The organism is Elusimicrobiales bacterium (assembly GCA_041651175.1).
Lineage (GTDB): Bacteria > Elusimicrobiota > Elusimicrobia > Elusimicrobiales > Elusimicrobiaceae > JAQTYB01.
The window spans coordinates 120313-145714 of sequence record JBAZJT010000004.1 but is presented as its reverse complement, the minus strand read 5'-3'; the positions used below and the strand labels follow the sequence as shown (position 1 = coordinate 145714).

Genomic DNA, 25402 nt, shown 5'->3' with positions numbered 1-25402 from the left:
ATGGACGGCTCCGCGCGGGTCCGGCTGGACGCTGTAAGCAAAAAGCTCGGAAAAAACGCCGCGCTCAAAAACGTCTCGCTGGATTTTGAAGGGGGGCTGCTGCACGGCGTTATAGGCCCAAACGGCGCGGGCAAGACCACTCTGCTGCGGCTGCTGGCGGGGCTGCTGCGCGCGGACGGGGGCGCAATCGCCTATTCTTCCGGCGGGCGGGAAGTTCCGTTCCAGCAAATGCGCGAAGGCATCGCCTATTTCCCGCAGGAGCAGAGCCTTTACGCCGACCTCTCGTGCATGGAGCATCTGGAATTTTTCGCGGGCCTCTACGGCCTGCCGGAAAGTGAATTCAGGGAAAAAAGCGCGCGGCTGCTTCATCTGACAAGGCTGGAAAATTTCGCGGAGCGCAGGGCGGGCCGGCTTTCCGGCGGGATGTATAAAAAGCTGGGGCTGGCCTGCGTGCTGCTGCGCTCGCCCAAACTGCTGCTGCTGGACGAGCCTACCATAGGCGTTGACCCCGTCAGCCGGCTGGAGCTGTGGCAGCTCATGCGCGGAATCTGCGCCGAAGGCGCCACGATAATAATGTCAACCTCGTATATGGACGAGGCGCTGCGCTGCGCCCGCGCGCATCTGCTGGACGGCGGCTCGGTTATAGCAAGCGGGCCGCCGCAATCCGTGCTGGACAATTACGGCGCGAAAGACTTTTCGGAACTTTTCATGGCGGGCAAATGATTACGGTTGATGTTGAAAATGTATCCGTCGCTTTCGGGGATTTCAGGGCGGTGGACGGCGTGTCTTTCAAGGCCGGCGCGGGCGAGATATTCGGATTTCTGGGCGCAAACGGCGCGGGCAAGACCACGCTTATACGCGCCATTTGCGGGCTGCTGGTCCCGACGGCGGGCCGGATAACCGTCTGCGGCGCGGACGCGCGCTCCGCGGCGGCGGAGGTCAAGCGTAAAATCGGCTACATGTCGCAGAAATTCACGCTTTACCCCGATATGACCGTGGAGGAGAACCTGGCTTTTGCCGGCGCGCTGCGCGGGCTTTCGGACGGGCAGATTCGCGTGCGCGCGCGCCGGCTGCTGGAGTTTGCGGGCTTTGACCGCGCGCCCGCCGCGCTGGCCGGCGAGCTGCCCGGCGGCGACAGGCAGATAATGGCGCTGTGCGCCGCGCTGCTGCACGAGCCGGAAGTCGTTTTTCTGGACGAGCCGACGGCGGGCGTCTCCCCCCTGTCCCGCGCGCGGTTCTGGAAACTGATAACCGAACTGGCCGGGCGGGAAAAAACCGTTTTCGTGACCACGCATTACATGGACGAGGCGGGGCAATGCTCGCGCATCGCGTTCATGCGTGCGGGACAAATCATCGCGCTGGATTCTCCGGCGGGGCTGCGGGCCGCGCATTTTCCCGCCCCGCTCTACGAGGTGTCCGCGCCGGAGGGGGAGGCGGCTTTCGCGCGCGACCTGCAATCCTGCGGCGCGGGGCCGGTTGTGCCTTTCGGGCTGTTCTGGCATGTGGAGGCGCGCGACGGCGCGGCCTGGGAAAAATTCGCCAAAGCCCGCCCGGAAATGCGCTCGCGCCGGATAGAGCCGTCGCTGGAAGATGTTTTCCTGAAGGTGGCCCATGAGGATTGAGCGCGCCCGCGCCATCGCCGCAAAGGAATTCAAGCATCTGCTGCGGGACCCGTTCACCCTCGCGCTGGCGCTGGGGCTGCCGCTGGTGCTGCTGCTTTTTTTCGGGTTTGTGATAGACCTCAATTACGACAGGATTCCGCTTTCGGTGCGGGACAGGGATAATTCGCGCCTCTCGCGCGATTTCGCGCAAAAATTCACCTCCTCCGGCTATTTCGCGCGGATTGAGCCGGAAAGCGGGGCCTCGCCCGTGCAGCCGCTGGATTCGGGGGAGGCGGTCTGCTCGCTTGTAATCAACGAACGTTTCGGGCGGCGGGGCGGCGGGGCGCAGATGCTGGTGGATGGCTCCGACAACGCGCGCGCCGGCGCGGCGCTGGGTTATATCGCGCAAATCACGGAGGCCGCCTCCACCGCGCCGGAGGGCGCGCCGCAGATTCGGACGCGGTTCATGTTCAACCCGGAATTCAACAGCCGCTGGTTCGTGGTGCCGGGGCTGGCGGTGGTGATAATCGGGGTGCTGTCGGTGCTGCTTACCGCGCTGACGGTGGCGCGGGAATGGGAGCGCGGCTCCATGGAACTGCTGCTTTCCACCCCCGCGCGCCCGTCTGAGATTGTGGCGGGGAAACTGGCCCCTTATTTTCTGCTGGGGCTTGCGGGCGCGGCGGCGGTGTATGCGGCGGGGCGGCTGGTGTTTTCCGTCCCGGCGGCGGGCGATATGGCGGTTTACTGGCTGGCCTGCGCGATGTTTGTAACGGCGGCGCTGGCGCAGGGACTGCTGATTTCGGTGCTTACCCGCCAGCAGCAGATAGCGATGCAGTTTGCGATGGTATCTGGCCTGCTGCCGGCTTTCCTGCTGTCGGGTTTCATTTTTCCGGTGGAGAACATGCCGCTTTTTTTCAAATATCTGACGGCAATTCTGCCGCCGCGCTGGTTCATGGAGATAAGCAGGGGGATTTTCCTCAAGGGCGGCGGGCTTGCCGGGGCTGCCGGCCCGCTCTGCGCTCTGGCCGCGCTTGACGCGGTTCTCATAACCCTGGCCACCCTGAAATTCAAGACGGATGTGGAGCCATGAGTAAAGTCCTGCGCGGCTTTATAATCAAGGAGCTGCGCCAGTCGCTGCGCGACAAAAGAATGCGCGCGCTTATTTTTCTGGTGCCGGTGGTGCAGCTTGCGGTGTTCGGATTTGCGCTTTCAAGCGAGGCTAAAAATATCAGGCTGCTGATCGCGCGCAGTCCGGGCGACAGGCTGGCCGCCCGCCTGGAGGAGCGCGCCGGGGCCTCCGGCTGGTTCGCGCCGGCAAAAGACGCGCCGGACGGGGACTACGCCCGGCTTGTTGAAAGCGGCGGGGCGGAAGCCGTTCTGGTGATGCCGCCGGGCGGTCCGGCCCGCGCGGCGGCGCGCGGCGGCGCGAAAATGCAGCTTCTGGTTGACGCCTCCAACCCGGTGCGCGCGCGGGAGGTGGAGCGGTATGTCAAAGCGGTTGTGTCCCGCGAAATGCCGCCGGGCCCGCCGCCGTCTCTGGACATACGGGTGCTTTACAACCCCGCGATGGAATCCGCGCTTTTTATGGTGCCGGGGGTGATGAGCATGATACTGTGCCTCATCACCGTGATTGTAACCAGCATGGCCGTCGCGCGCGAGCGCGAAAGCGGCACTATGGAGACCCTGCTGTCGGCCCCTGTGTCGCCGTCGGAAATAATAGCGGGCAAGACCGTCCCCTATATTTTGCTGGGGTTCATTGAGGTGCCGCTTATAATGGCCGCCGCGTATGCCATATTCGGGGTGCCGCTGCGCGGCCCCGCGATTCAAATGGCGCTGGCGGGGCTGGCTTTCGTGTTTGTTACCGTCAACATCGGCGCGCTGATTTCCACTTTCGCCGCCACGCAGCAGCAGGCGATGATGGGGGGCTTCATGTTCCTTTTCCCGGCGATGCTGCTGTCTGGCATAATGTTTCCGGTGGAAAATATCCCGCCCGCGGCGCGCTGGGCGGCGTATCTGGACCCGCTGATGTATTTCGCCGCGCTGGCGCGCAACATCCTGCTCAAAGGCGGCGACTGGGGGCTGTTCCTGCGTTATCTGGGCGCGCTTGCCGTAATGGGCGCGGCGGCGGCCTGGGCCGCGCGCCGCCGCTTCAAATCAACGTTATAGATTCCTGTTGCGCCCGCCGGTTTGAGGCGGTAAACTTATGGTAGGACTGATGGAAAGCCCGGAGGGCGTTTTCAGCAGGGCAGAGGTATGTCATGGCGGACAAGAAAAGACGCGACCACGACAACAGACCGCTGGTATTCCTGATACTGGGCCTGGTAGGGGCCGGCAGCGGCGTGGCTTTTTTCGCCGGTTTCCAGAAGGCGGTGGACATGGCGTCGCCGCCCAAAAAACGCTGGAGCGCGATACCGGTGGCCCGGCCCAATGTCTCCTCCATCCTTCTCAACAACAAGCCTTTCGGCGACGATGCCAAATTCAACCGCGCGGCGCAGGAGGCGGCGCGCCGGCGCGGCCCGATGTCGTGGACGGTGCCGCCCGCGGATTTCACCCCGGCGGAACTTAGGGCTTCCGCCGTAGGCTCCACCACCTCCGGCAACGGCGGCCTTTCCGGCAGGATAGGCTCCGGCGGCTCGCTGTTTGCCGAAAGCGCCGGCAACTCATCCGGCGGGGCCGGTTCCGGCGGCGGCGGCGCCGCGGCGGGCAGGGCGGGCTCCTCCGGCGCGGGCAAAGGCGGCGCGCTGCGCGGCGGGCAGAGAGGTTTTCAGGGCGGCGCGGCGGAGCGCGGTTCCGCTGACGGCGGCGGCGTTGCGGCGGGCCTCTCCGGCAGCCGGGAGGGCGCGGGCCTCTCCGGCGGCGCGTCCGCGGCGGGCGCGGGCGGCGCGGCGGCAGCCGCAGGGGCCGCGGCGGGGCGGGGCGCGGCGGGCGCATATTCAGCGGCGGCGGAAGGCAGCCGTGCGGTTTCCTCCGGCGCCGGTTCCAGGGACGGCGGCTCGGGAAAACCGGCTTCCTCCACGGCGTTAAACCGCCCGGGGGGCAACACCAATATACCCAAAATGGCCGCCTCGTCAAGCATGGGCAAGATTGCCTCCGCGGGCGGGACCTCCGCGTCCGGGACCATTGCGGGGGCCGCTGAAGGCGGTTCCCGGTCCTCCGGAAGTTCTTCAACGTCATCGTCGGCTCCCAGGGGAACTCTTAACGGTTCGTCCGGCGGCTCCGGCGCGCGGGTTAGCGGCCCGTCCGGCGGGCAGCAGTCTCCGGATGGCGCGGACATCCGTTCGCTGACCGCGTTGCGCAGAATGGCGGTGCGGTCTGTTTCGGCGGCGGGTGCCTCCTCCGCGGCGGAAAGCAGGCAGGGCATGGACGCAGCTTACGGCGCGGGAAGAACGGAGACGGCGGTGTCGTATGCCGGTTCTCCGCTGCAATCCATGGACAGAATGGCCAGTTCCCGCGAGGCTGCGGACGTAAGGGCGCAACAGCAGCAGCGGGACAACAGCATTCAGGTTGAAAAGGGATTTACCTCGGTGCCGCGAGCGGTGGAACAGGGGTCATATGCGCAGTCTGCCGCGCAGGGGCGGGCAGCGGCGGTTTCCCATGTTTCGGAGCGCGAGTTGCGCCTTGGCGCGGAGCGCCTGCCGGGTGAAACGCCGCAGTCCCGCAGCGCCGCGATGCGTTCAGCGGGGACTGCGAATCAGTTCGCCGGTTTTGCGGATTATTCCCGCGGGCAGGCGCGTTCGGCAGGTTCCGGACAGGACTACTCCACAGAATCCGGCGGCCGGTCGGGCGTGGCGTATTCCGCCTCCGCCGCCGGAGGGACGCCGCGCCGGACTCAGGGCGGCGCTCGCGGACTGGCTGCGGAGGAAGGCTCTTCGCTGGAGCTTTCCGGCGCCGCACGCGCAGCCGCCGCGCCGTCCCAGCAGCAGGGCAGGACATTGTCCCAGTCTGCTGGGGGAGCGCGCTCTGAAAGCGCCTCAATACCGGCTGGCTTTTCCGGTTCCGCGCCTTCGGGAAGCGGGGAAAGCCGGGCTGCCAGGTCGTTTCAACTGTTTTCCGGCGGCGCGGCAGCGACGCAGTCTGGTTTCAGCCGCAACGATACCGCGGGCGGCTTTTACAGCACCGGCGAACGCCGCAGCGCCGCAGTGTCCATGTCCGGCATGGCGAGCGCGCTGCAGCATAATCCGCGCATGTCCAATACCGCTCCCGTGGCGACCGAAATGGAGAAAATGAAGGCTCCGCCGATGACGATGCCTCCTCCCATGGGACCGGTCAACGCGCCCGCGCCCACGGGGCTGGCGATAAATAAGGAAGCCACCCAGTCCGATCCGCTGAATTCCACTCTGAACCAGGTGATGAAGAGGTCGCTCAACCCCGCCTCCGGCGTAACCAATTCCGCCCTGAGCGGACTGGCTGACGGGATGCGCAATGCCAGTTCCGGTTCAAAATCATCCAAATCCTCCGGGCTGGATTCGCTTAGTTCCTCCATGCTCAGCAGCGCTGGAGGTTCAGGAAGCAACTCAAACAGCGGCTCCGGCAGCGGCTCCGGCAGCGGTTCAGGCAGCGGTTCAGGCGGCGGTTCGGGCGGCGGTTCAGGCGGCGGATCGGGTGGCGGTTCAGGTGGTGGTTCAGGCGGCGGTTCAGGTGGTGGTTCGGGCGGCGGTTCAGGTGGTGGTTCAGGCGGAGATTCCGGTGGCGGTTCCGACAATTCGGCATGGGGCTCGGATGGCAATACCGATACCATGATGAGTATGGGCGATTCTCCGCCGGATGAAGTGCTCAATACCGCCGACGAATGGGCCGAGGGCAACGGCTACTCTTTGTCCTACGATGAAGGCAACGGCTATTACGTGCAGGAAACCGACGACGGCTGGACCACCGTCATAGACAAGAACGGCAACACCCTCTCAGCCGAATCCCCGCCGGAAGCCGACCAAAAGCTGAAGGAAAAAAACGGCGAAGGCGGAGATACCGGCAGCGGTTCGGACAGCGGCTCCGGCAGCGGCTCCGGCGGCAGTTCCGGCGGAGGAGGCTCTGCGACGATATGAGCGCGCGCCGCCGGCGGTTTTTAGACGGGAAAACGGGTCTTGACAACGGACCCCAGCCGGATTAGACTAAAAGTCGTCCCGCGCGCGCCGGCGCTAGGACGGAGGCTGCGGCGGAGAGGATGAATGCGTCCTGCGCGCGACCGGCGTGATACCGCCGGCGGGCCGGTTACGGGAGCGGTTGCAGAGGAACAGGCTATGAAAAAACTTTTGCCCCAGCAATTCCAGACAGGCAAGTACGCCGTGGCGGGGATTATTATCGCGGTGCTTGTCGGGCTGTGGGTTTCGCTGCCGCTTACCGACAAAAATTCCGAGCCAAGTCCGGCAAATATGCGCGGAAGGGCCGTGGATTTGCGTTCGCTGGGGGAGGATTTTTCGCAATACGGGCAATCGTCCGAAAAGTCTGCGGCAGGCTCATCCCTTTACAATGCCGGCCTTTCCGGCGGAATACAGTTTGAGGAAGCGCCCGGAACTCCTTCCCGTGTTGATATTCCGGCGGTGGCGCCGCAGCCCGCGGCTGCCGGGGGAGGATCGGCGGCGTACGGCGCATCCGGAGCCGGGGGGGGGGCCGGAGGGGCGGCCAAGCGGCTGTCCATGATGCCGTCCATAGGCGGTTCCGGGGGCAGTTCTTCCGGGGGAAAGCTGATGGGCGCCAGCATGGGTGGCGGCGTTTCAAAGCAGGGCGGGGCCGAACTCAGGCCGCAGTCGCCGCTGGCGGGCCGGTCCGGCGCGTCCGTCTCTTCCGCAGCCGACGGCGCGGCTGCAATGCGCGGCGCCAACACCTCCGGCGGACATAAAATCACGACTCAGCCGGCGTCAGCGAAAAACCAGCCACCGCTGCGCGAGGCCGGCGGGCCGGCTTACGGCAGGCAGTCCGGCCAGCAGGCCAGGGAAACAGCGCCGTATCAGAATACTTCCGGGGCGGCGGGCCAGCTTTCCTCGAAACAGGGGCCGATGTCCGGCGGAGGCGCGCCCGGAGGACAGGCTTCATACGGCGCGGGCGCGCAGGGCGGGGTGAAACAGGGCGTTGCCAAACCGGGCGGGCATAACGCTCAGGCCAGCGGCGAATCCTTCGCGGCGCATTCTCCGGTCAGGGGAGGGGAAAGCGCCCCCGCCAGAAATTTTGCCGCGCAAGGAGCTTCCGGGCAGACGCAGCCCCAGCAGCAGGGAAGGCAGGCGGCGTCCGCCGCGAGGCAGTCAGCCCCGGCGGAGTCTTCGGACAGGGGCGCGCCCAGGGCTGCGCTGGCCGCGGGAACGGCCACCCGGAGCCAGACTTTGTATGATGCCGCAGGCCAGCCGGGCAGAGCGGGACAGCCTGCCGGCGGCCAGAGTTCGCAGGCCGGCGCGAACGCGCTGGCCAGGACGGGACCGGCCAGAAACGAGTATAGCCCGGCGCAGGCGCCGCTTCAGCAGTTGCGCGCCGGCGGGCAGCCCTCCGCGGGCGACGGCAGGCAGCCTGAGGCGAAAAGCTTTTTCGGCGCCGGAGAGACGAAAAGCGCGGCACATCCCGACAAGGGGCCCGTCTCCGGCTCCAGGCCGGATTCAAAGCCGGAGGACAGGCAGGGCGGCAAGGCGATGGATGCGCTTGTGCAGGGCAACAAGTCCAGCCAGACCGCCGCATCCTCGCGCTCCGAAGAGGATGCGCGCAGCAAGGCGCAGTCCGCGTTTGACAAGATGCCGCAGCATTTCAAGGACGGGATGGAGGCCAGCGCGCAGCAGGCGGGGCAGATATTCTCTTCCACGGGCGGGCAGTTGCAGAGCATGGTTCCCAACAGCGACATGATGGGCACAAAGGAAATTTCCTATCCCACGCCGCCGACCATCAGCACCCCGACGCCGCCGCCCGCGTCCGAGCCGCAGGAGAGCCCGCAGCAGAAGCTGGTCAACGAGATCATCCTTATGATAGTCAAGATGGCCATGGGCGCGATACTGGGCAACGACGGGATTTTCGGCGACACGAATCAGCAGCAGCAGGATATGAACAGCGGGGTCAACAGCGGCAAGTACTCGTGAGGCCCGCGCCGTCCGGGTTTAGGAGGCTATTATGGACTCTGACAATTTGGATGTAAATACCGAAAGCCTTGGCCGTTTCGGCAAAAAAAGCAAGGAAAAAAAGGCCATTATACCCATAACCCCTGCCGCTTTGCCCGGAGGGGGCGGCGCGATATCGGGGCTGGTGTCCGTGGCCGGCTCCGCCGGCGGAATAGCCGGGCTTGCCGGCGGGGGCATGGGCGCGGCGGCGGGCGGGCTTGCCGGTGTGGCCGGGCTGGGCGGGCTTGCCGGCAGCGCGCTGGGAGGCGGCTCCGCCGGGTTGTGGGGGCTGGGCGCGCTTTTGGGCAGCAAAGCCGCAGTGATGGGCGTGCTGCTTGGCGCGACGCTGCTTACTGCCGGCGCGGGAGCGATGTACAACATGATGGGTTCTTCTTCTCCGGCGCATTACCGCGAGGGGCTGTTCCAGAATCAGGCGTATCAGTCCATGATAAGCGACGCCGCGCAGGAGCGCGCCAGCACGGTTGAGTCGCAGCGCGGAAAGAAGGCGGCCTCGTCCCTGGATCTTGTGCGCCAGGAAGTCAAGAAAGACGGCATGTTCTCTGAGACAGCGCCGGCGCCGGGCGCGGACGGGCGGGTGGATGCGCCGGCGGCGCCGGTTTCCGGCGCGCCGGCTCCGGTGGCGGAGAGCGCGGGCGCCATCAATCCGGTGGTGCCGGCGATGAAAAAGAGCGCCGGGTTTAACAGCGAGTTAAGCGGCAGCCTCAGCAGCGGGCGGCTTTCAGGCGGGGGAGGGATGTCCGGCGGCATAGGCAAGCAGTTCCAGCCGGTGGCCGCGCCGATGGAAGACCGCAGGGCGGTGCTTGCCTCTTCGGCAAAAGACGCGGGGCGCGGTTCGTCCGCCCGCGCCAGCGGCGCCCGCAGGGCGGGAGCTTACGGACAATCCGGCGGCAGTTCGGGTAATTTCGCGTCGCGGTCGCCGTATTATTCCGTGACAAACGCCGACTACGGCAAGACGGAAACCGACAACTCTTTCGGCGGCGGCTCCGCGCGGGGCGCCTCCGGCTCCAGGATGGCTGCCAGGGCCGGCTCTGAAAGCGGCGGTTCCTACTCGGTGGCCGGCGCGGCGGCCGCCAGAACGCAGGGCGGCGGCTCCGGCTCCGTTGGCGATTATGCAGCCTCGCGAGCGGGAGGCGGCGCCACCTCAGACAGATTCAGCGAGGCCGAGGCAGGCGGGCTTCCGCACGCGTCGCCCAATTCCAAATCCCCGGAAAAGGCGGGGCTGGCGGCGGAGTCTGTTTCGTCCGAGGCCTCCGGCGGCGCGCGGGACAAGGCGGCCCAGGCGGCGGAGAGCGGTTCCGGCCAGCCGGGGGGCGGCACCCGCACTGAGGCGAAGGCGGGCAAGTCGGGCGACAAGGTATTCACAGACGCCTCCGCGGAGGCGGGCCGGATAATGGATAAGGCGTCCGGCGGGAAGAAAGCCTCCGGCTCCGGTTCCGGCGACGGTGACGGCGTTGTAAAGGCGGCTCTGGGCAGCCTGTCAACTCCGGGCTCGGCCATGGCCAGGGACTTGCAGGGCAGGGCTCTTTCCGGCGTTGCGGGAAAAGCGTCCCGTTCCTCGGCGTTTGGCGGAAACAGCAAGCTGGCCGGTTCCAGCACCCCCAGCTTCGGCTCGGCTAATGCCGGCACCGCATACGGCCAGGTGGTGGCCGTGAACAGGGTTATGTCCGGCGCGAAATCGCGCGATCTGTCCGTGTCCAAGGCGGCTGCCGTGGACGCTTTTGAAAACGGTTCCGCGGGCGGACAGGGCGCTGCCACCAGCGGAGGCGTCAGTTCGTCCAATGCCAACGTGCCGCCCGGTCTCAGCAACTGCGGGGACAATGCCAATGTTTCGTATCCGGTGGAGGTCAGCGGCACCATTCCGCAGCCCAGCCAGCAGGATTCAACCCCGTGGGAAGATAATACGAACAAAACCATGATGCTGCTGATGCTGGCTCTGCTGCTGATGATGCTGGCCAAGATGCTGGCCTCAAACGAGAAGACCAAACCTCAGGCCAAGCAGGCGCAGGCCGGCGCGGAAGGGGCGGCCCAGGGCATATCGGACATCGGAGGCCAGGATTCCAGCGGATTCGGGCAGAGCGATTCCGGCCAGGTGGGCGCCAACACTTCGGAACTGGGAGCCTCAACCGGAGCGGCGGCGGCAAGCATAATTTGACGCGGCGGAATCCGCCGCGCCAGGAGAAAGTTATGCCGGAACAGGATCTTCCTCATCTTAATATTCCCCGGCGCGACAAGAAACACAAGGAGCGCAAGGGATTTCTGCCGTGGCTGTTCGGCGGCACGCGCACGGGCGCGGGGGTTGTAACCAACGTTACCGGCGCAGGCGGCGCAAGCGGCATAGAATTGGAAGGCGCGGCGATGGCGGCCAGGCTTCAGGCCGGCGCGGCAGGCCTTGAGGCGGGGGGCATAGCCACCGCCGGAATGGCCAATGCCGCGGCGGGCGGCGCGGCGGGCGCGCTTGCGGCGGGAGGCGTTGCCGCGGCGGGCGTGGCGGGCGCGGCGGGCGTGGCCGGGGTTTCCGGACTGGTGGGCTCTTCCGCGGGCGTGGTGATGGGTTCTGCTGCCGCGGCGGCGGGCGGCGCGGCGGGCGCGCTTGCGGGGGGAGGCGCCGCTGCGGCGGGCGCGGGGATGGGAGCGGGAATTCTGCTGCGCGGTCTTCTGGCAGGAAGATTCGGGCAGATAGCCGTTGCCCTGGGGCTTACGGCGGTGGCGGGCGTGATGGGCTGGGTCATGAACAGCAGCAACAGCGGCGTTACCTTTGATGGGCCGGTGGCGCCGGCGATGTCCAATCTTAAAAACGAGCCGTATGTCCCGCTTCTGATGCGCGACAAGCAGAATGCCTCCGCGCTGCAGATAGCCGCCGATATCAACCGCGGCAAGGTGCTGGAGACCAACGACGTGGATATGCCGCTGGACCAGCAGAGGCCGCAGGAAGAGATGCCGGACCTGCCCGTGCCGCCTCCGCCCGGGGAAATTGCGCCGCCGGAAAACGCGGAGCCGGAAGCGGCGGCGGCCTCGCGCACCGACATCCCGAAATTTGAGGGCAAACGTTTCGGCGGGCTTTCCTCCAGTGTCGTGCTGAGCCTTGGCTCAGGCGGGGCGGCGGGCAACGGCGGTTTCGGCGAATTCAAGGCTTTGGGTGGTTTGCGCGGCGCGGGCGGCGCGGGCGGCGCGGGCGGCGCCGCGGCGGGCGGGGCCGGAGCCGCAGGCGCTGCGGGCGGCGTGGCGCGCGGAATAAGCGGTAAAGGCGGGGCGGCGGGCGGGGCCGGAGCCGGCGGCAGGAGCGGCTCTTCCGCCATGTCGTCCGCAGGGGAAAGCGGTATTGGCGGCGCGGATTCCGGGGCATCGGGCGGGGGCGGCGGGGCTGGCGCGAGAAAGGGCTTTAAGCCGGGCATTGCCAGCATGGCCGCAGTCGGCGGCGCGGCTGCTTCGGCGCGCGCCGGCGCGGGCGGCGCAATTGCCGGGGCGGAAGGCGCCGCCGGGATGGGCGCTTCCCGCGGAACCGGCAGTTCGTCCGGCGAACGCTCCGTGGACGGAATCAGGGAAACCGGCGTTACCGGCACCACCGAGGGCGCGCTGCGCGGGCGTTTCGGCAGCGCCGCGCTTGGAATCGCGGCAGCCGGCAGAAACGGCGATTTGCTGGATATCACGTCCGACAGGGTTTATTCCGCCAGGAATGGGCGCGGGTCCGGCGGGACGCTCTCCGCATTCGGGAAAGCCAATCTGGGTAAAATGGATAACATGACCAAAAACGCGCATGTCCGCGCCAACGAGGCTCCGGTCTCCAAGCTGGGCCTGGCCCAATGCTCCGGGACCAATTCAAATGCCTGCTCCCAGGCTAACGTGGTCGGCGCGCTGCTGGCGCAGAACTCGTCTGGAAATAAAGTGGATACCATGCGCAGCGTGTCTGATAACGCCTGGGAGGGCCAGTCCCTCAGCGGGGCCGGAGCCGCCCAGTGGATGCAAAGCCGCGCGGACAAGCAGAAAAGCGGGCGTTCCGGCAGCGGGATAGGCTCGGCGTCAAGCGGCACGGCGGCGAGCGGTTCCGGCGGCGCAACCGGCAGTTCCGGTATCGGAGGCGGCTCCACAGGTTCCGCCGCGGCGGGGACGGGCGGCTCGTCCGGCGGTTCATCGTCTTCAGCCGGCGCCTCCGGCGTGACAGTAGCCGGCAGCGTGGTTACCAGCCCGTCGCTGGATAACGCGAATATGAAGGAGGTTTCCGCGCCGATGCCGGATGTCGCGCCCGACACCGCCGAGACCGACGCCACCCCCTGGCAGCCGGAAACCGATGAGGCCAATAACAACCTTTCCTCCGCGGCCATGATGATTGTGATGGCCGCCATGCTTGCCATGATGGCGCAGATGCCGGGAATGCAGATGCTGATGGCGGCGGCGATGGCGCTTGCCGCCGCGGCTGCGGCCATGGGCTCAAAGGTTTCTGGCACGGGGTCCAATCTTCAGAATCAGTGGGGGCAGAACGCGGTGGGCCAGTCATATATGGCGGCGGGCGCCACCACCTCCGCCGGCGCGATGAGCGCCATGGGCGGCCAGTCCATGCAGCTTATGCCAGTCGTCATGGCCGCCGCCGCGCCCATGATAGCCGCCATGGGAACCGCAACGCAGGACAGCAACGACGCCGGAGAGCAGGGCAATGCGACTCTTGCCACCAATGTCCTCAGGCAGGACAACCCGTTCCAGGGCGATTTTGACGCCACCCAGGCCGAAACCGCCGATGCCATACAGAACGCCGGCGTGGTCAACGCCAATGTTCCCGGCGGCAAAACCGTGGCAAAATAGGCTATGGCGGAGCTAAGACTCAGACGCAAGCGGAAAATGAGCCTGATGGGCCTTTTTCTGCTGCTGATAGGCAACAGGCGCAATGCTTTCATGGCGTTGCTCGTGCTGGTGCTGCTTGTTATTTCCGCCATGGTCGTCCTGCCGGAAACCGTGCTTGTCAAAGTTCCGATGATGAGCAGATTCATGACGCAGACGGAAGAGGGCCTCTTCGGCAGCAAATCCATGCTCTGGGGCGGCCAGTTTGCCGGCTATCTGTTCAGGTTCAGGGAATTTCTGGGCGTGTCTTACGGCGCCGGCAGGAATGCCGTTGCGGAAGGCGGAACCTCCCGCGCGATGGCGCGCGCCGCGGATGCCGGACAAGGGGAGGAGGCGCGCTACTCTCTGTCCGATGAATCAGGCGAGGACGGTTTCGGAAGCGGCGGTTCGCGCTTTGCTTTCCGGCGCAAGCCCTTTTCCGGCGCGGGAGCGGGCGGCCGCTCCCGTGCGGGCGGAGCGGAGCGCGGGGCTGCCGGCTACGGCGGAGCGGACGCGGTTTCCGCCCTGCCTCTGGACTCCGGAACGGACGCTTATGCCAGAACCGGCGCCGTGCTGGCAGCCATGAAAAGCGCCGGCATTATGGCGGCCAGGGCCGGAACCTTGACCGCCGGCGCGGGACTGGCCGCGCCTGCCGCGCTGTCTGCGGCTGCGGGCTCGGATTTGTCCGGCAGCCGCGCCGGAGGGCGGGGGGGCGCGTCCGGAGACGGCGGTGATTTTTATGGGGACGGGGCGGACGAGTTCGCGTCCGGGCAGGGCCGCGCCGCGGCGAAATCCGCCGCGCGGCGCGGAGCGGCGGTGAAGGGAGTCGCGGGCGCGGGGCTGTCCGGCGGGGAAGCTGACACTTTCGCGTATGTTTCCAATTCCGGCGGAGCGGGCGCGGACCTGGCGGTCAGGATACACGGCTCTGTTGCAGGGGTTTCCGGCACGGCGCAGGCTGCGGCGCAGGGGGAGGTGATGGATTTGTCCGCCCAGGCGCGTATGTACGGACGCGGGCTGTCCGGCGGCCGTCCGCTTAGGGGCGGCGCGCTGGCGGATGCAATCTCCTCGGTGGATCTTGTAACCGGCGGCGCCACAGCTATAGAGGTGGGAATGCTGCCGCCCGGGACGATACGTGGAGCCGTAACCCCGCAAGAACGCAAAAGCGGCAACGGCGCCGACGGCGTGTCTGTGGCGGATATGCTGTCCGGGCAGCGGGGCGGGGGAATGATAGCGGGAATGTCCAACCGCCCCTATCTCGGACGTTATCCGGGAACCGGGAAGGATTCGGTCTCTGTGCTTGCGGGTATGGATATGGTGGAGGGCGCGTTTTCCAGCAAGGCGAGCAAACTGCCCGGCGAGCCGTCCGCCTCCTATTCCGACGTGAAGACGGGAAAAATTTCAAGCTTTGCGTGGGACAAGGTAAGCGTCGCCATGCACATGGGCAGCCAGTATGCGCTATACAAAACCAAAGAGGCGGTAAGGCAGCTGTCATCCGCGTTCAGCATGGCTTCCGTGGCGTTTGGCAACATAGCCTACGAGACGAAGGCTTCTTTCAGCGGCGCGCCTTATGACGGCAACACCGTAAACAGCGGGCTGCTCAGCGTTTCCTACCAGCAGATGCTGCCCTCGGTGTCCAACAGGGCCGTAACCACCATGATAAGCGGCGCCCGCCAGCTTGAGGATGCGGAATTCAAGTGCATCAGCGCCCAGACGGCTTACGGAAAGGCCTGGAGTTCCGACGGCCTGCTTATGGAGCGCATAGCCACCACCATGGGCTCCCCGCCGCGCTGCTGCGACCATGGCGCGGTGGAAAGATGGAATCAGCGGGTGTATGCCCTTGTGCTGCTGTGCATCAAGCTCAATACCAACGGCAGGCTTATGGCCTCCGCCTGCCAGAGCTATAACCAGCAGGTTGACTGCAACCAGTATGCCAGAATGCATATAGACCCGTGCAGCGTCATTCTGTGCCTGTTGTCTGTCATTCTGGGCGTGGCTTTGGTGGTGGCTTCGGTGGCGGTGATGGGGCTTGGGGCGGCGCTGCTGGGCGGAGCGCTTGCGGCGGGGGGGGCGCTGCTTTTGTCATCCGGACTGGTGGACAGCAGCGGGGTTTATCTGCCGCTTGGTTTCAGCGCCAGCGCGGCAACCGGCCTTGCCGGCTCGCTGATAGCGTTTTTCACCGCGGGGCTTGGCGCCGCGGGAGTCACGGCTGCGTTCACGGCCATAGCCATCAATAAGTCCAGCGGCCTGCCATCGGTCGGCATCAGGGGCGGCGGGACCAGGGACGACGTGGTGTCTTCCGCTTATGACGGGGAGTATTCGGGCGGAGTCATACCCTCCAATTACAGCAGTTCCGGCGAATTGCCGGAAGGCGATGGCCGCCCTCCGGGCGAAGCGGGCGATATTATCGGCGCAGGCGGCAAGCCGGCTGATGCGGGCAATTCCCCGGGTTCCCAAAATCCGGACAAACCCTGATGCCGTGGCTGATGTTGTCATTGCCTCCATTGCGGCAAAAAGATAAAATAGCAGTATGTCAGGCTGTATATTCTGCAAGATAGCCTCCGGCGAGGTTCCCGCCCGGCTGGTATTGGAGACGGAGCGCGTGATGGCGTTCCGCGACCTCAACCCCCAGGCGCCGGAGCATGTGCTTTTAATTCCCAGAAAGCATATCGCCTCACTTGCCGAATGCGGGGAGGCGGACGCCGCGCTGCTTGGCGAAATACAGCTTGCCGCCGCAAAACTGGCCAAAGAGTTGAAGCTGGACAGGGGATTCCGGCTGGTGACAAACAACGGCAGGAGCGCGGGCCAGTCGGTGGACCATTTGCATTACCATTTGCTCGGCGGGCGGCGCATGAACTGGCCGCCCGGATAGCGGGCCGCCGCAACCCCGGCGGCGGGGAAAGGCAGCGTCAATTTATTTCTACGGACAAGGCAGGTGATAGACATGGTTTTCGTGAAAGTGCGCGAAGGAGAGCCGCTTGAAGAGGCAGTAAAACGTTTCAAGCGCGAGTGCGAGCGCAACGGCATTCTGCGGGAAATCAAGCGCCGGGAGTTTTACCAGAGCCCCAGCGTGAAGCGCAAGCTGAAATCGCAGGAAGCGCAGCGCAAAATGCGCCGGTCAAGACGCCGGCATTCCTGATACGGGTTATCGCCAATTCGTAACTCCTCCCCCCGCAGGGGGGAGGAGTTACGGCTATCATTTATACCATGCGAGATTCGGGCGCCAGCTTGGATTCCATACGCGAACGGGTTGATCTAGTGGAACTCGTGCGCGAGTATGTCCCTTCGCTTAAAAAAGCGGGGCGGACATGGAAGGCCTGCTGCCCTTTTCACGACGAAAAAACCCCCTCCTTCACCGTCAACCAGGAGAAGGGGCTGTTTTACTGCTTCGGCTGCCAGGCGGGCGGGGATATTTTCGGTTTCCTGATGAAAATAGAAGGTCTCACCTTCCCCGAAGCCGGCGAAAAGCTGGCCGGCCGCGCCGGGCTGGAGTGGCGGGCTTCCGGCTCGCTCTCCGGCGGGGAAAAGGAACGGCTGGACATGCGCCGCGCGCTGGATTTCGCCAAATCATTTTATCACAAGGAGTTGGCGGGGCCGCCGGGCCGGGCCGCGCTGGAATATCTTCACAAGCGCGGGATACAGCCGGCTTTCATCTCGGCTTTCGAGCTGGGCTGGGCGCCGGCGGAATCGGACGCTTTCATAAAAGCCGCGCGCAAGGCCGGGCATGCGGACGATATCCTGTTCCGCGCCGGGCTTATGGGCAGGGGGGAGGGCCGCTGCTGGGATTATTTCCGGGGCCGCGTTCTTTTCCCCATCAAGAACCACCGGGGCGAGATGACGGGTTTCGGCGGCAGAATACTGGGCCAGGGCGAGCCTAAATATCTCAACTCGCCCGACACTCCGCTTTTTTCCAAGAGCAAAACGCTTTTTGCGATAGACAAGGCCGGGCCGCATATACGCAAGGCCGGCTGCGCGCTGGTGCTGGAGGGGTATATGGACGTCATCGCCTGCCACCAGTTCGGGCAGGAGAATGCGGTGGCGCCGCTGGGCACGGCACTGGGCGAGGAGCATGCCCGGCTGCTGAAACGCTATTGCGACGGCGCGCTTTTGCTTTTTGACCCCGACGCCGCCGGAAAAAAAGCCGCGCTTAAGGCGGCGAACACGCTGGTTTCGGCGGGGATGTTTGTGAAGGCGGCCTCGCTGGACGGCGGGCTGGACCCGGACGAATATCTGCTCAAGCACGGCAGGGCGGCCTTTGACGCCGCGCTGGAAGGGGCCGAGGATGCGCTGGCTTTCCACGCGCGGCTGCTGCGCGAGGAGTCCGGCGGGCCGCTGCGCGCGCTTGCCGCGCAGGACAAGACCCGCGCCGCCGACGCGCTGATGGAGACTGTCTCCCGCCATCCCGACAAGCTGGTGCGGGTGGAGTGGACAAAAGCGGTTTCCGACATGCTTTCGCTGCCCAGCCTGGACATAGAAAAAGCGTTGACCGGCATTCTGGCCAGAAAACAGGCCGAGGCCTCCCCGCGCGCGCCGCGCCGCCACGCGCCGGAAACCGCGCCCGTGCCCGAGCCGGAAATGCCGGTGGAGGAGCGCGACCTTGTCAGATTTTCGCTTCACGCGCCGCAATGCTGCATGGCGGCGGCGGAATTGTCGCCGGAAGAGTTTTCCAGCCCGCGCGCCTTCGGCCTGCTGCGCGAGGTGATGAAGCTGGCCCGCTCCGGCGCGGCGGCGGATTGCCTGGCGGCCACGTTGGCGCGGCAGTCCCAGCCGGAAGAAGCGGCTCTGGTAACCAGGCTGGCGGCGCAGCCGCTGCCCGCGGATTTTGACGGCGCGCGCGACATTGAAACCTGCGTCGTCCGCGTGCGGCGGCAGTATCTGGCGCGCAGATTTGCGGAGCTTAAAGGGGAAATAAAGCGGGTTTCCGCCGCCGGGCAGGATACGGCGGCGCTTTTGAAGGAACAGTGCGAGATAGCCGTGTCGCTTAAATCGGGACGCAACCCATAGGAGAATATCATGGCCCAATACAACAAGGCTTTGCGCGATTTGATAGAGGTCGGCAAGGAGCATGGCTACCTGACGCTGGAGGATATAAACCGCTCGCTGATGTCTGCCACCATGAGCGGCGAGGAGATGGACAGCCTGATGACCACCCTCGACGACCTGGGCATCAAGGTTGTGGACCGCAAGAATTACAAGGCCGTCTCCATGGCCGAGAAAGAGGCTTATACCGAGGAATGGGTCTCCAACCCCGATATTTCCAATTCCATAAGAATGTACCTCTCCGAGATGGGCAAGGTCCCGCTGCTGACCCGGGACGAGGAAATCACCCTCGCCCGCAATATCCGGGAGCGCGAGCGGGAGCTGCGCCAGCTGGTGCTTGAATCCCCCATCACCATGCGCGAAATCTGCTCCTGGGAAGACCTGGTGGAGCAGAACGAGATGACGCCCAAGGAGCTTATGCCCCGCGGCAGAAAGTCCATACAGGAGCTTTCCGCCATGCGCCGCAAGCTCAAGCAGACAGCCAAATTCATCTCCAAAAACGAGAAGATAATCACCGCCATAATGGCGCAATTGCGCGCAGCCTCAATGCCGGAGGTCAAAAGGCGCAAGCTGGAGCACGAGCTGGACAAGCGGCGCAAGGCGGTGGTGGAGCAGATAATAGCGCTGAATCTGAATCAGGACAAAATCAAGCGGCTGACCAACAAAATCAAAAGCATAGCCGGCAAAGTCACCGAATGCCGCTTCGAGCTGGAGCGTTACGAAAAGCGCTTCGGCAAATACGACAACATACAAAAAGCCTGCGAGCAGGCCAAGCGCGGCAAGCTCTCCCCCTCGCAGTTCAAGGACCGGACGGGCTTCGGCCTAAACGCCGTGGAGGCCGCGCTGGAAAACATGACCGCCGTGCGGGACCGGCTGCGCCGGACAACCAATATGCTGCCCATCTCGCTGGAAGAATTCATGTCGCTCAACGAGCGCATAGTGTTCCTGGAAGACATGATTCTGATAGACAAGCTCAAGCTCATAAAGGCGAATTTGCGGCTTGTGGTTTCCATCGCCAAAAAGCATGTGAACTCCAACCTGGAGTTGTCCGACCTCATACAGGAAGGCGGGCTGGGGCTGATGAAGGCGGTGGAGAAATTTGAATACAAGCGCGGCTTCAAATTCTCCACCTACGCCACCTGGTGGATACGGCAGTCCATTAACCGCGCCATAGCCGACCAGGCCAACACCATCAGAATCCCGGTGCATATGAAGGAACTTGTCTCCAAGCTCACCAAGGTGACCAACCGCTACCGCCAGGAGCATGGGCGCGACCCCGCGCTGGACGAGTATTCAAAGCATCTGCATATCTCGGTTGAAAAGGTCAAAAACGTCCTCAAAATCATGCAGGACCCCATATCGCTTGCCACCCCCATCGGCGAGGACGAGGATTCCCACCTGGAGGATTTCATAGAGGATAAAAGCGGCCCCGGCCCCGCCTCCTCCGCGGTGGATTTCCTGCGCCAGCAGGAGGTCAACAACGTCCTGGCAACCCTTTCGGAGCGGGAGGGCGAGATTATCAAGCTGCGCTTCGGCATCGGCACGGGGTATCCGCGCACGTTGGAGGAAGTGGGCCGCATATTCAAAGTTACGCGCGAGCGTGTCCGCCAGATTGAAGCCAAGGCCGTCAGGAAGCTGCGCCATCCCTCGCGCAGCAAGCTGCTGCGGGATTATACGGACTGAACATGACGGATATTCATCCCGACATAGAAAAAGTCCTGGTCTCGCGCGACGAGATTAAGGCCCGCGTCCGCGCCATGGGGCGCGAGATTTCGCGCGACTTCGCCGGCAAAAAGCCGGTGCTTGTGGGCGTGCTGCGCGGCTGCGCGCTTTTCCTGTCGGACCTGGCGCAGAACATAAGCATAGACTGCTCCATGGATTTCATCTGCCCGTCCTCCTATAACGGCGGGATGAAATCCTCCGGCGTGGTGCGGCTGCTGCTGGACCTGCGGGAAAATATAGCGGGCAAAGACGTCATCCTCATTGAGGACGTGGTGGACTCCGGCCTGACCATGCGCTATCTGCTGGACAATCTTAACACCAGAAAACCCAAATCGCTTTCCATCTGCGCGCTGCTCAACAAGAAACCGTGCCGCAAAGCCGACGTGCCGGTGCGCTACAGCGGGTTTGAAATAGACGACGAGTTTGTCGTCGGCTACGGGCTGGATTACAAGGAGCTTTACCGCAATCTGCCCTATGTCGGAACGTTGAAGAAGACAAGGATATAACCATGCCTCCAAAGAAACAGAAGTTCAATCCGTTGCAGCAGGTGCTGCTGTGGGTTATGGCGTTCGCGCTGATACTGATGTTCTACCAGCGGATGCAGACCCAGCCGAAGGAAACCGAAATCGCCTATTCCGATTTCAAGGCCAAAGTCGCCGCCGGGACGGTGAAAAAGCTCTCCATCAGGCCGGACCTTATCCACGGCGAGTACAGCGACGGCGGCAAGACCGTCCTCTTCCGCGCCATCCCGCTAAACGACGGCAGGCTGGTGGAGGACCTGGAAAAGGCCAAAGTCAACTTTCAGGGCGAGCCGGACCGCGGCTGGGTTACCAGCCTGCTGCTCAATATCGGCTGGATAGCGCTGTTTTTCTTCCTGTGGTGGTTTATCTTCATGCGGGGAATGCAGTCCGGCGGCAAGCAGGCGATGGCGTTTGGCCGCTCGCGCGCCAAGGAGCAGGACCTTTCCAAGCAGAAGGCAACCTTCGCAGACGTAGCCGGCTGCGACGAGGCTAAGGAGGAGCTCAAGGATATTATAGATTTCCTCAAAAACCCCAAGAAATTCCAGAAGCTGGGCGGCACCCTGCCCAAGGGCGTGCTGCTTTACGGCCCGCCGGGAACCGGCAAGACGCTGCTGGCCCGCGCCGTGGCGGGCGAGGCGGGGGTTCCGTTTTTCACCTCGTCCGGCTCGGAATTTGTGGAGATGTTTGTGGGTGTCGGCGCCTCCCGTGTGCGCGATTTGTTTGAGCAGGCCAAGCGCAACCCGCCCGCCATTGTTTTCATAGACGAGCTGGACGCCGTGGGCCGCCACCGCTTTGCCGGCATAGGCGGCGGACATGACGAGCGCGAGCAGACCCTCAACCAGCTGCTTATAGAACTGGACGGCTTTGAGTCCAAAGAGGGCATAATTCTAATCGCCTCCACCAACCGCCCCGACGTGCTGGACCCCGCGCTTCTGCGCCCCGGGCGCTTTGACCGGCATGTCAATGTCCCTGTCCCCGACATCAAGGGCCGGCACGAGATTCTCAAGGTCCACGCCAAAAAAATCAAGCTGGAGCCTACCGTTGACCTTTCCGTTGTGGCGCGGCAGACGCCGGGCTTTGTGGGCGCGGACCTGGCCAACGCCATAAACGAGGCCGCGCTGCTGGCGGCGCGCAAGGACAAGAAAGCCGTTGATATGCACGACCTGGAAAACGCGACCGAGCGCGTGGTCGCCGGCCCGGAGCGCAAAAGCCGCATCATCTCCGAGGCGGAGCGGAAGATCATCGCCTATCACGAAAGCGGCCATGCGCTGGTGGCCAAGCTGATACCGGGCAGCGACCCGGTGCACAAGGTTTCCATAATACCGCGCGGCCCCGCGCTGGGATACACGCTTCAGCTGCCCATTGAAGACCGCTACATGACCACCAAGAGCCATATCCTCAACCGGCTGGCGATAACGTTGGGCGGGCGCGCCGCAGAGGAAACAGTGTTCGGCGAAATCACCACCGGGGCGCATAACGACCTTGCCAAGGTTACGGCCTACGCGCAGGAGATGGTAACCGAATACGGGATGAGCGAAAAGCTGGGCCCGGTGTCGCTTAAAAAGGATTCCGGCGAGGTGTTTCTGGGGCGCGATATCGCGCGCCCGCAGCACTATTCCGACACCACCGCGCGCGAGATAGACGAGGAAGTTTTCGCCATAGTCCAGGCCGCGTACGTGCGCGCGAAGGAGTTGCTGTCCTCCCGCCGGGACGCGCTGGACGCGCTTGCCATGAAATTGCTGGAAAAAGAGACGGTTGACGCCGCCGAGATAGACGCCATTCTCAACCCGAAGCCGGCGGAAGCGGCGCCCGCGCCGCAGGTTCCGCCGGAGCCGGAGCAAATCCCGGTCCCGAAAACGGACGGCGGGGATGAGCCGCTTCCCGAACCGCAGGCGGCATAGGCCGGGGCGTATTGCCGTTTTGCCCGGTATTCCGCCGCCCCTGTTCCTGCCGCCAGCCGCGGGCGCGTTTACCTGAAAGTTTCAGGTTTACCTGAAAGTTTCAGTTGGCTGCGGGATTCGGCGAAAAATCGCTTCATACTGCCTTCACAAAATTATCCTTTCGTGCTGTGAAGCACGCGCGGATAATTTTGTTCGGCATTATCTCGCGCTTTTTCGCCTCGGTCCTCGCACCAACTGAAACTTTCAGGTTATGGAATATCGCAGCGTTTGTGCAGCCGCAGCCCCCGCGCCGCCAGCATTGAGGAAAGCCGTCCCGGGTCGTCGGTGATTATTCCGTCCACGCCCCAGTCTATCAGCCGCGCCATCATGGCGGGGTCAAAGGCCGTCCCGTTTTTCTCCGGCCAGCTCCAGACAACCACCTTCAGCCCCAGCCCGCGCGCCTCGTCCAGCGATTGCCTGGTAAGCTGGGCGTCCTCCGGCTCCCAGGCAAAGCCGCCCAATTCCTTTACCATGCGCGGAATGGAATTGCCGTAATTTTTAACCAGCTTTCCGCCCGTCCAGCGTCCGGCGGCGGCAGCATCCGGGCTGAAAAAATCGTCCTCGCCGCCGCGCTCGTTGTCGCGCGAGGTGAGGTAGGCTGTTTTCACCTTCGGGTTTAGCTTTTGCAGTTCGTATAGGCAGCGGAAGTCAAAAGCCTGTATCTCGGTGCGGTCCAGCGCGCCGGCGGCGGACACCGCCCCGTACACCGCTTTGGCGAAAGCTGCCGGGTCCGGGCTGTATTCGGGATGCGCGGGATCCGTCTTCATCTCAAGCTGGAAGCCGACTCCGCTTCCGGCGATGCGGCTCACATGCTCCAGCACCTCGCGCAACGGTGGCATTTTGGTTCCGTCAATCGCTGTCTGGTCCGGGAAAAAGCGGGAATACGCGCTGCTCCTGTTCAGGCGTCCGACGTCAAAGACGCGCGTCTGTTCCAGCGTCATGCCGAGAACGGCGTATTTGCGGTTGAAAGCCGCGCGCTCCTCTGTGGAAAGGGTTTTGAGCGATTCCTTGTTTTCCGCGATGAATTTGCCGTCCGGGCCGCGCGTTATGTCGGGGTTCAGCGCCATGTCGTGGGAGACAAGCACCTGCCCGTCTTTGGTGAGAATTACGTCCATGTCCACCCAGTCTACTCCCAGCCGCAGCGCAGCATCATAGGCCGGCAGCGTGTTTTCTGGCAAAAAAGAACGCATTCCCCTGTGCGCGTAGACCTGAATGTGCTTTTCCGGCGTCTCCGCCGAGAAAGCCGCCCCCGCCAGCAGAGGGAACGCCAGTATAAGCCGTTTCATTTGTGTCCTCCGTGATGAAAAAAAGGCCCGCGCCGGGCGCGGGCCTTTTTCAATAGTTTGCCGTTCAGTTAAGCAGCCATTTGACGAATTGCGGCCATTTGCCGGATTTGGCGAAGGCCAGCTCGTCGTAGGTCATGTTGTATCCCTGCGCGGGCAGGTATATCGCCAGGCCGGTCGCGTTGGAATAATCGTCGGTTACGCGGCTGAGGCCCACCACCTCGCGGTTGAGATAGTCCAGCAGCGCTCCGCCGGCGGCTTTCACATCTTCGCGGCAGCCGGGCGAATTTATAACAAGCGACACGAAGTGCCCCAGGTCCGCATTGTCGCGGTAATTGTATTCCACGGCGAAATGCTGGGCATCCGCGCGCGCTTTCTGCACCGCGGCCTTGTCGCCGCCAAGCATGACGGCGTCGGCAAAGGCGTCCAGCTTTCCGGGAAGCCCCTTGAGCGCGGCTGACCGGACATAGGATTGCGTGGCGCCGCTGCCGTAATGCTCTGTGTAGGTTTCAACCGCGGCTTTGGCCACGTCTTCGGGCGACATGCCGGAGGCCAGCGCGGCGTTGAGGAATTTGTCGTAGGTGTAGCCGTCGCCGGCCTCGTTTTCCTCGGAGCCGACAATAAAGGAGGTGTAATCCTTTATCTGATAGGCCACTTCCGCCATCTGCATCAGGCAGGCGTCGGAGCCGTAGACGTCTATATGCCCCAGCGCCTTGAGAATATCGCCCATTTGCGGGGTGTTGATGCGGTGTCGGGTTTCGTCGTCGCTGGAAATGGCTTTGATCACCTCGGGCTTGCCGGCCCTGGTCCAGCCGGAGCCGTGGTTCCAGATGATGTACATGTAATGCCGGGCCGGGTATTTTTGCATCGCCCATTTGCCGAAGTCTATGGCGCGGTTGTAATCGCCCATGTCGCACTGGGGGTAGGTTTCCACCGCGGGGGAGGAGATTGCGTTGCTGTCGTCGGCTTTCTGGACCAGGTAGCGGCGGCAGCCTTTCCATCCGCCGTCGTTGGAGGAGTGTTTCGCCATGCGCCCGAACTCCACGACGATGTTGAGCTTGTCGCTGGAGCCGACCCGCTCCATCTGGTAAAAGTTTTTGAAGGCGTAGGGCTCAAGGTTATTCTTGCCGTTCATGAACACCATAAGCGTCCAGTCCGCAGCGGCCCTGGGCTGCTTTTCTTCCAAAACGGCGGGCTGCGCCTTAGCGGACGGGACTTCCTGCGACAGCGCCGCTTCCGGGCGCGCGGCGGCTTTCACGCCCTGTCCTCCCCTGTCGAAATCGGCATTAACGGCGGCGCCTGCCAGCGCCGCGAACACGGCCATACAGGCCGCTGTTGCAACCGTTCTTTTAAGCATCATCTCCTCCTGTTCTGGGAACCGTTTGCATGGTATCACGT

At 64.1% G+C, this 25402-nt stretch carries 17 protein-coding genes; 15 read left to right on the top strand and 2 right to left on the bottom strand.

The annotated features are described in order from the left end of the window. The 15 genes from WC421_03975 to ftsH all read left to right on the top strand — a co-directional run bounded on the left by WC421_03975 (nucleotide 1) and on the right by ftsH (nucleotide 22682). On the top strand, nucleotides 1-723 hold the full coding sequence (locus WC421_03975) for an ABC transporter ATP-binding protein (protein ID MFA5161384.1): 723 nt from the start codon (nucleotides 1-3) through the stop codon (nucleotides 721-723). Next, entirely contained in the window at nucleotides 720-1622 is a 903-nt protein-coding gene (locus tag WC421_03970; protein ID MFA5161383.1) for an ABC transporter ATP-binding protein, read from the top strand. The genes WC421_03975 and WC421_03970 overlap by 4 nt, the downstream gene beginning before the upstream one ends. Further along, the gene (locus WC421_03965; protein MFA5161382.1) at nucleotides 1612-2691 is read left to right on the top strand and encodes an ABC transporter permease; all 1080 of its coding nucleotides are present in this window, start codon (nucleotides 1612-1614) and stop codon (nucleotides 2689-2691) included. Before WC421_03970 ends, WC421_03965 begins: the two co-directional genes overlap by 11 nt. Further along, complete coding sequence (locus WC421_03960; protein MFA5161381.1) at nucleotides 2688-3767, top strand: ABC transporter permease; 1080 nt, start codon at nucleotides 2688-2690, stop codon at nucleotides 3765-3767. The genes WC421_03965 and WC421_03960 overlap by 4 nt, the downstream gene beginning before the upstream one ends. 92 nt (nucleotides 3768-3859) lie before the next feature. After that, a complete protein-coding gene (locus WC421_03955; protein MFA5161380.1) occupies nucleotides 3860-6643 on the top strand; it encodes a hypothetical protein in 2784 nt (927 codons plus the stop codon). A 195-nt stretch (nucleotides 6644-6838) separates the two neighbouring features. Next, on the top strand, nucleotides 6839-8653 hold the full coding sequence (locus tag WC421_03950) for a hypothetical protein (protein MFA5161379.1): 1815 nt from the start codon (nucleotides 6839-6841) through the stop codon (nucleotides 8651-8653). A 31-nt stretch (nucleotides 8654-8684) separates the two neighbouring features. Continuing rightward, entirely contained in the window at nucleotides 8685-10844 is a 2160-nt protein-coding gene (locus WC421_03945) for a hypothetical protein (protein ID MFA5161378.1), read from the top strand. A gap of 32 nt (nucleotides 10845-10876) precedes the next feature. Then, a complete protein-coding gene (locus WC421_03940) occupies nucleotides 10877-13486 on the top strand; it encodes a hypothetical protein (protein MFA5161377.1) in 2610 nt (869 codons plus the stop codon). A 3-nt stretch (nucleotides 13487-13489) separates the two neighbouring features. Further along, nucleotides 13490-15973 carry a hypothetical protein gene (locus tag WC421_03935; protein MFA5161376.1) on the top strand — a complete coding sequence of 828 codons (2484 nt, stop codon included), beginning with the start codon at nucleotides 13490-13492 and terminating at the stop codon, nucleotides 15971-15973. 55 nt (nucleotides 15974-16028) lie between these two features. After that, nucleotides 16029-16370 (top strand): histidine triad nucleotide-binding protein, encoded by a 342-nt coding sequence (locus WC421_03930; protein ID MFA5161375.1) that lies wholly within the window; start codon nucleotides 16029-16031, stop codon nucleotides 16368-16370. Nucleotides 16371-16442: 72 nt separating this feature from the next. Continuing rightward, nucleotides 16443-16637: a 30S ribosomal protein S21 gene (rpsU, locus tag WC421_03925; protein ID MFA5161374.1), complete on the top strand. Its 195-nt coding sequence runs from the start codon at nucleotides 16443-16445 to the stop codon at nucleotides 16635-16637. A gap of 68 nt (nucleotides 16638-16705) precedes the next feature. Beyond that, nucleotides 16706-18502 carry a DNA primase gene (gene dnaG, locus WC421_03920; GenBank protein MFA5161373.1) on the top strand — a complete coding sequence of 599 codons (1797 nt, stop codon included), beginning with the start codon at nucleotides 16706-16708 and terminating at the stop codon, nucleotides 18500-18502. 9 nt (nucleotides 18503-18511) lie between these two features. Next, nucleotides 18512-20221, top strand: coding sequence for a sigma-70 family RNA polymerase sigma factor (locus WC421_03915; GenBank protein MFA5161372.1), 1710 nt, complete (start codon nucleotides 18512-18514; stop codon nucleotides 20219-20221). Between the two features lie 2 nt (nucleotides 20222-20223). After that, entirely contained in the window at nucleotides 20224-20766 is a 543-nt protein-coding gene (hpt, locus tag WC421_03910; protein MFA5161371.1) for a hypoxanthine phosphoribosyltransferase, read from the top strand. A 2-nt stretch (nucleotides 20767-20768) separates the two neighbouring features. Further along, nucleotides 20769-22682 carry an ATP-dependent zinc metalloprotease FtsH gene (gene ftsH / locus WC421_03905; protein MFA5161370.1) on the top strand — a complete coding sequence of 638 codons (1914 nt, stop codon included), beginning with the start codon at nucleotides 20769-20771 and terminating at the stop codon, nucleotides 22680-22682. A 248-nt stretch (nucleotides 22683-22930) separates the two neighbouring features. On the opposite strand, the gene WC421_03900 is transcribed toward ftsH, so the two are convergent. Both WC421_03900 and WC421_03895 read right to left on the bottom strand, forming a co-directional pair. Further along, the gene (locus WC421_03900) at nucleotides 22931-24007 is read right to left on the bottom strand and encodes a glycerophosphodiester phosphodiesterase family protein (protein ID MFA5161369.1); all 1077 of its coding nucleotides are present in this window, start codon (nucleotides 24005-24007) and stop codon (nucleotides 22931-22933) included. Nucleotides 24008-24071: 64 nt separating this feature from the next. Continuing rightward, nucleotides 24072-25364 carry a clostripain-related cysteine peptidase gene (locus tag WC421_03895; GenBank protein MFA5161368.1) on the bottom strand — a complete coding sequence of 431 codons (1293 nt, stop codon included), beginning with the start codon at nucleotides 25362-25364 and terminating at the stop codon, nucleotides 24072-24074. Between the last annotated feature and the right edge of the window lie 38 nt (nucleotides 25365-25402).

Excerpts from the sequence above, each read along its gene's own strand:
- WC421_03975 (MFA5161384.1), top strand. The coding sequence starts at position 1 with ATGGACGGCTCCGCGCGGGTCCGGCTGGACGCTGTAAGCAAAAAGCTC.
- WC421_03970 (MFA5161383.1), top strand. The coding sequence starts at position 720 with ATGATTACGGTTGATGTTGAAAATGTATCCGTCGCTTTCGGGGATTTC.
- WC421_03965 (MFA5161382.1), top strand. The coding sequence starts at position 1,612 with ATGAGGATTGAGCGCGCCCGCGCCATCGCCGCAAAGGAATTCAAGCAT.
- WC421_03960 (MFA5161381.1), top strand. The coding sequence starts at position 2,688 with ATGAGTAAAGTCCTGCGCGGCTTTATAATCAAGGAGCTGCGCCAGTCG.
- WC421_03955 (MFA5161380.1), top strand. The coding sequence starts at position 3,860 with ATGGCGGACAAGAAAAGACGCGACCACGACAACAGACCGCTGGTATTC.
- WC421_03950 (MFA5161379.1), top strand. The coding sequence starts at position 6,839 with ATGAAAAAACTTTTGCCCCAGCAATTCCAGACAGGCAAGTACGCCGTG.
- WC421_03945 (MFA5161378.1), top strand. The coding sequence starts at position 8,685 with ATGGACTCTGACAATTTGGATGTAAATACCGAAAGCCTTGGCCGTTTC.
- WC421_03940 (MFA5161377.1), top strand. The coding sequence starts at position 10,877 with ATGCCGGAACAGGATCTTCCTCATCTTAATATTCCCCGGCGCGACAAG.
- WC421_03935 (MFA5161376.1), top strand. The coding sequence starts at position 13,490 with ATGGCGGAGCTAAGACTCAGACGCAAGCGGAAAATGAGCCTGATGGGC.
- WC421_03930 (MFA5161375.1), top strand. The coding sequence starts at position 16,029 with ATGTCAGGCTGTATATTCTGCAAGATAGCCTCCGGCGAGGTTCCCGCC.
- rpsU (MFA5161374.1), top strand. The coding sequence starts at position 16,443 with ATGGTTTTCGTGAAAGTGCGCGAAGGAGAGCCGCTTGAAGAGGCAGTA.
- dnaG (MFA5161373.1), top strand. The coding sequence starts at position 16,706 with ATGCGAGATTCGGGCGCCAGCTTGGATTCCATACGCGAACGGGTTGAT.
- WC421_03915 (MFA5161372.1), top strand. The coding sequence starts at position 18,512 with ATGGCCCAATACAACAAGGCTTTGCGCGATTTGATAGAGGTCGGCAAG.
- hpt (MFA5161371.1), top strand. The coding sequence starts at position 20,224 with ATGACGGATATTCATCCCGACATAGAAAAAGTCCTGGTCTCGCGCGAC.
- ftsH (MFA5161370.1), top strand. The coding sequence starts at position 20,769 with ATGCCTCCAAAGAAACAGAAGTTCAATCCGTTGCAGCAGGTGCTGCTG.
- WC421_03900 (MFA5161369.1), bottom strand. The coding sequence starts at position 24,007 with ATGAAACGGCTTATACTGGCGTTCCCTCTGCTGGCGGGGGCGGCTTTC.
- WC421_03895 (MFA5161368.1), bottom strand. The coding sequence starts at position 25,364 with ATGATGCTTAAAAGAACGGTTGCAACAGCGGCCTGTATGGCCGTGTTC.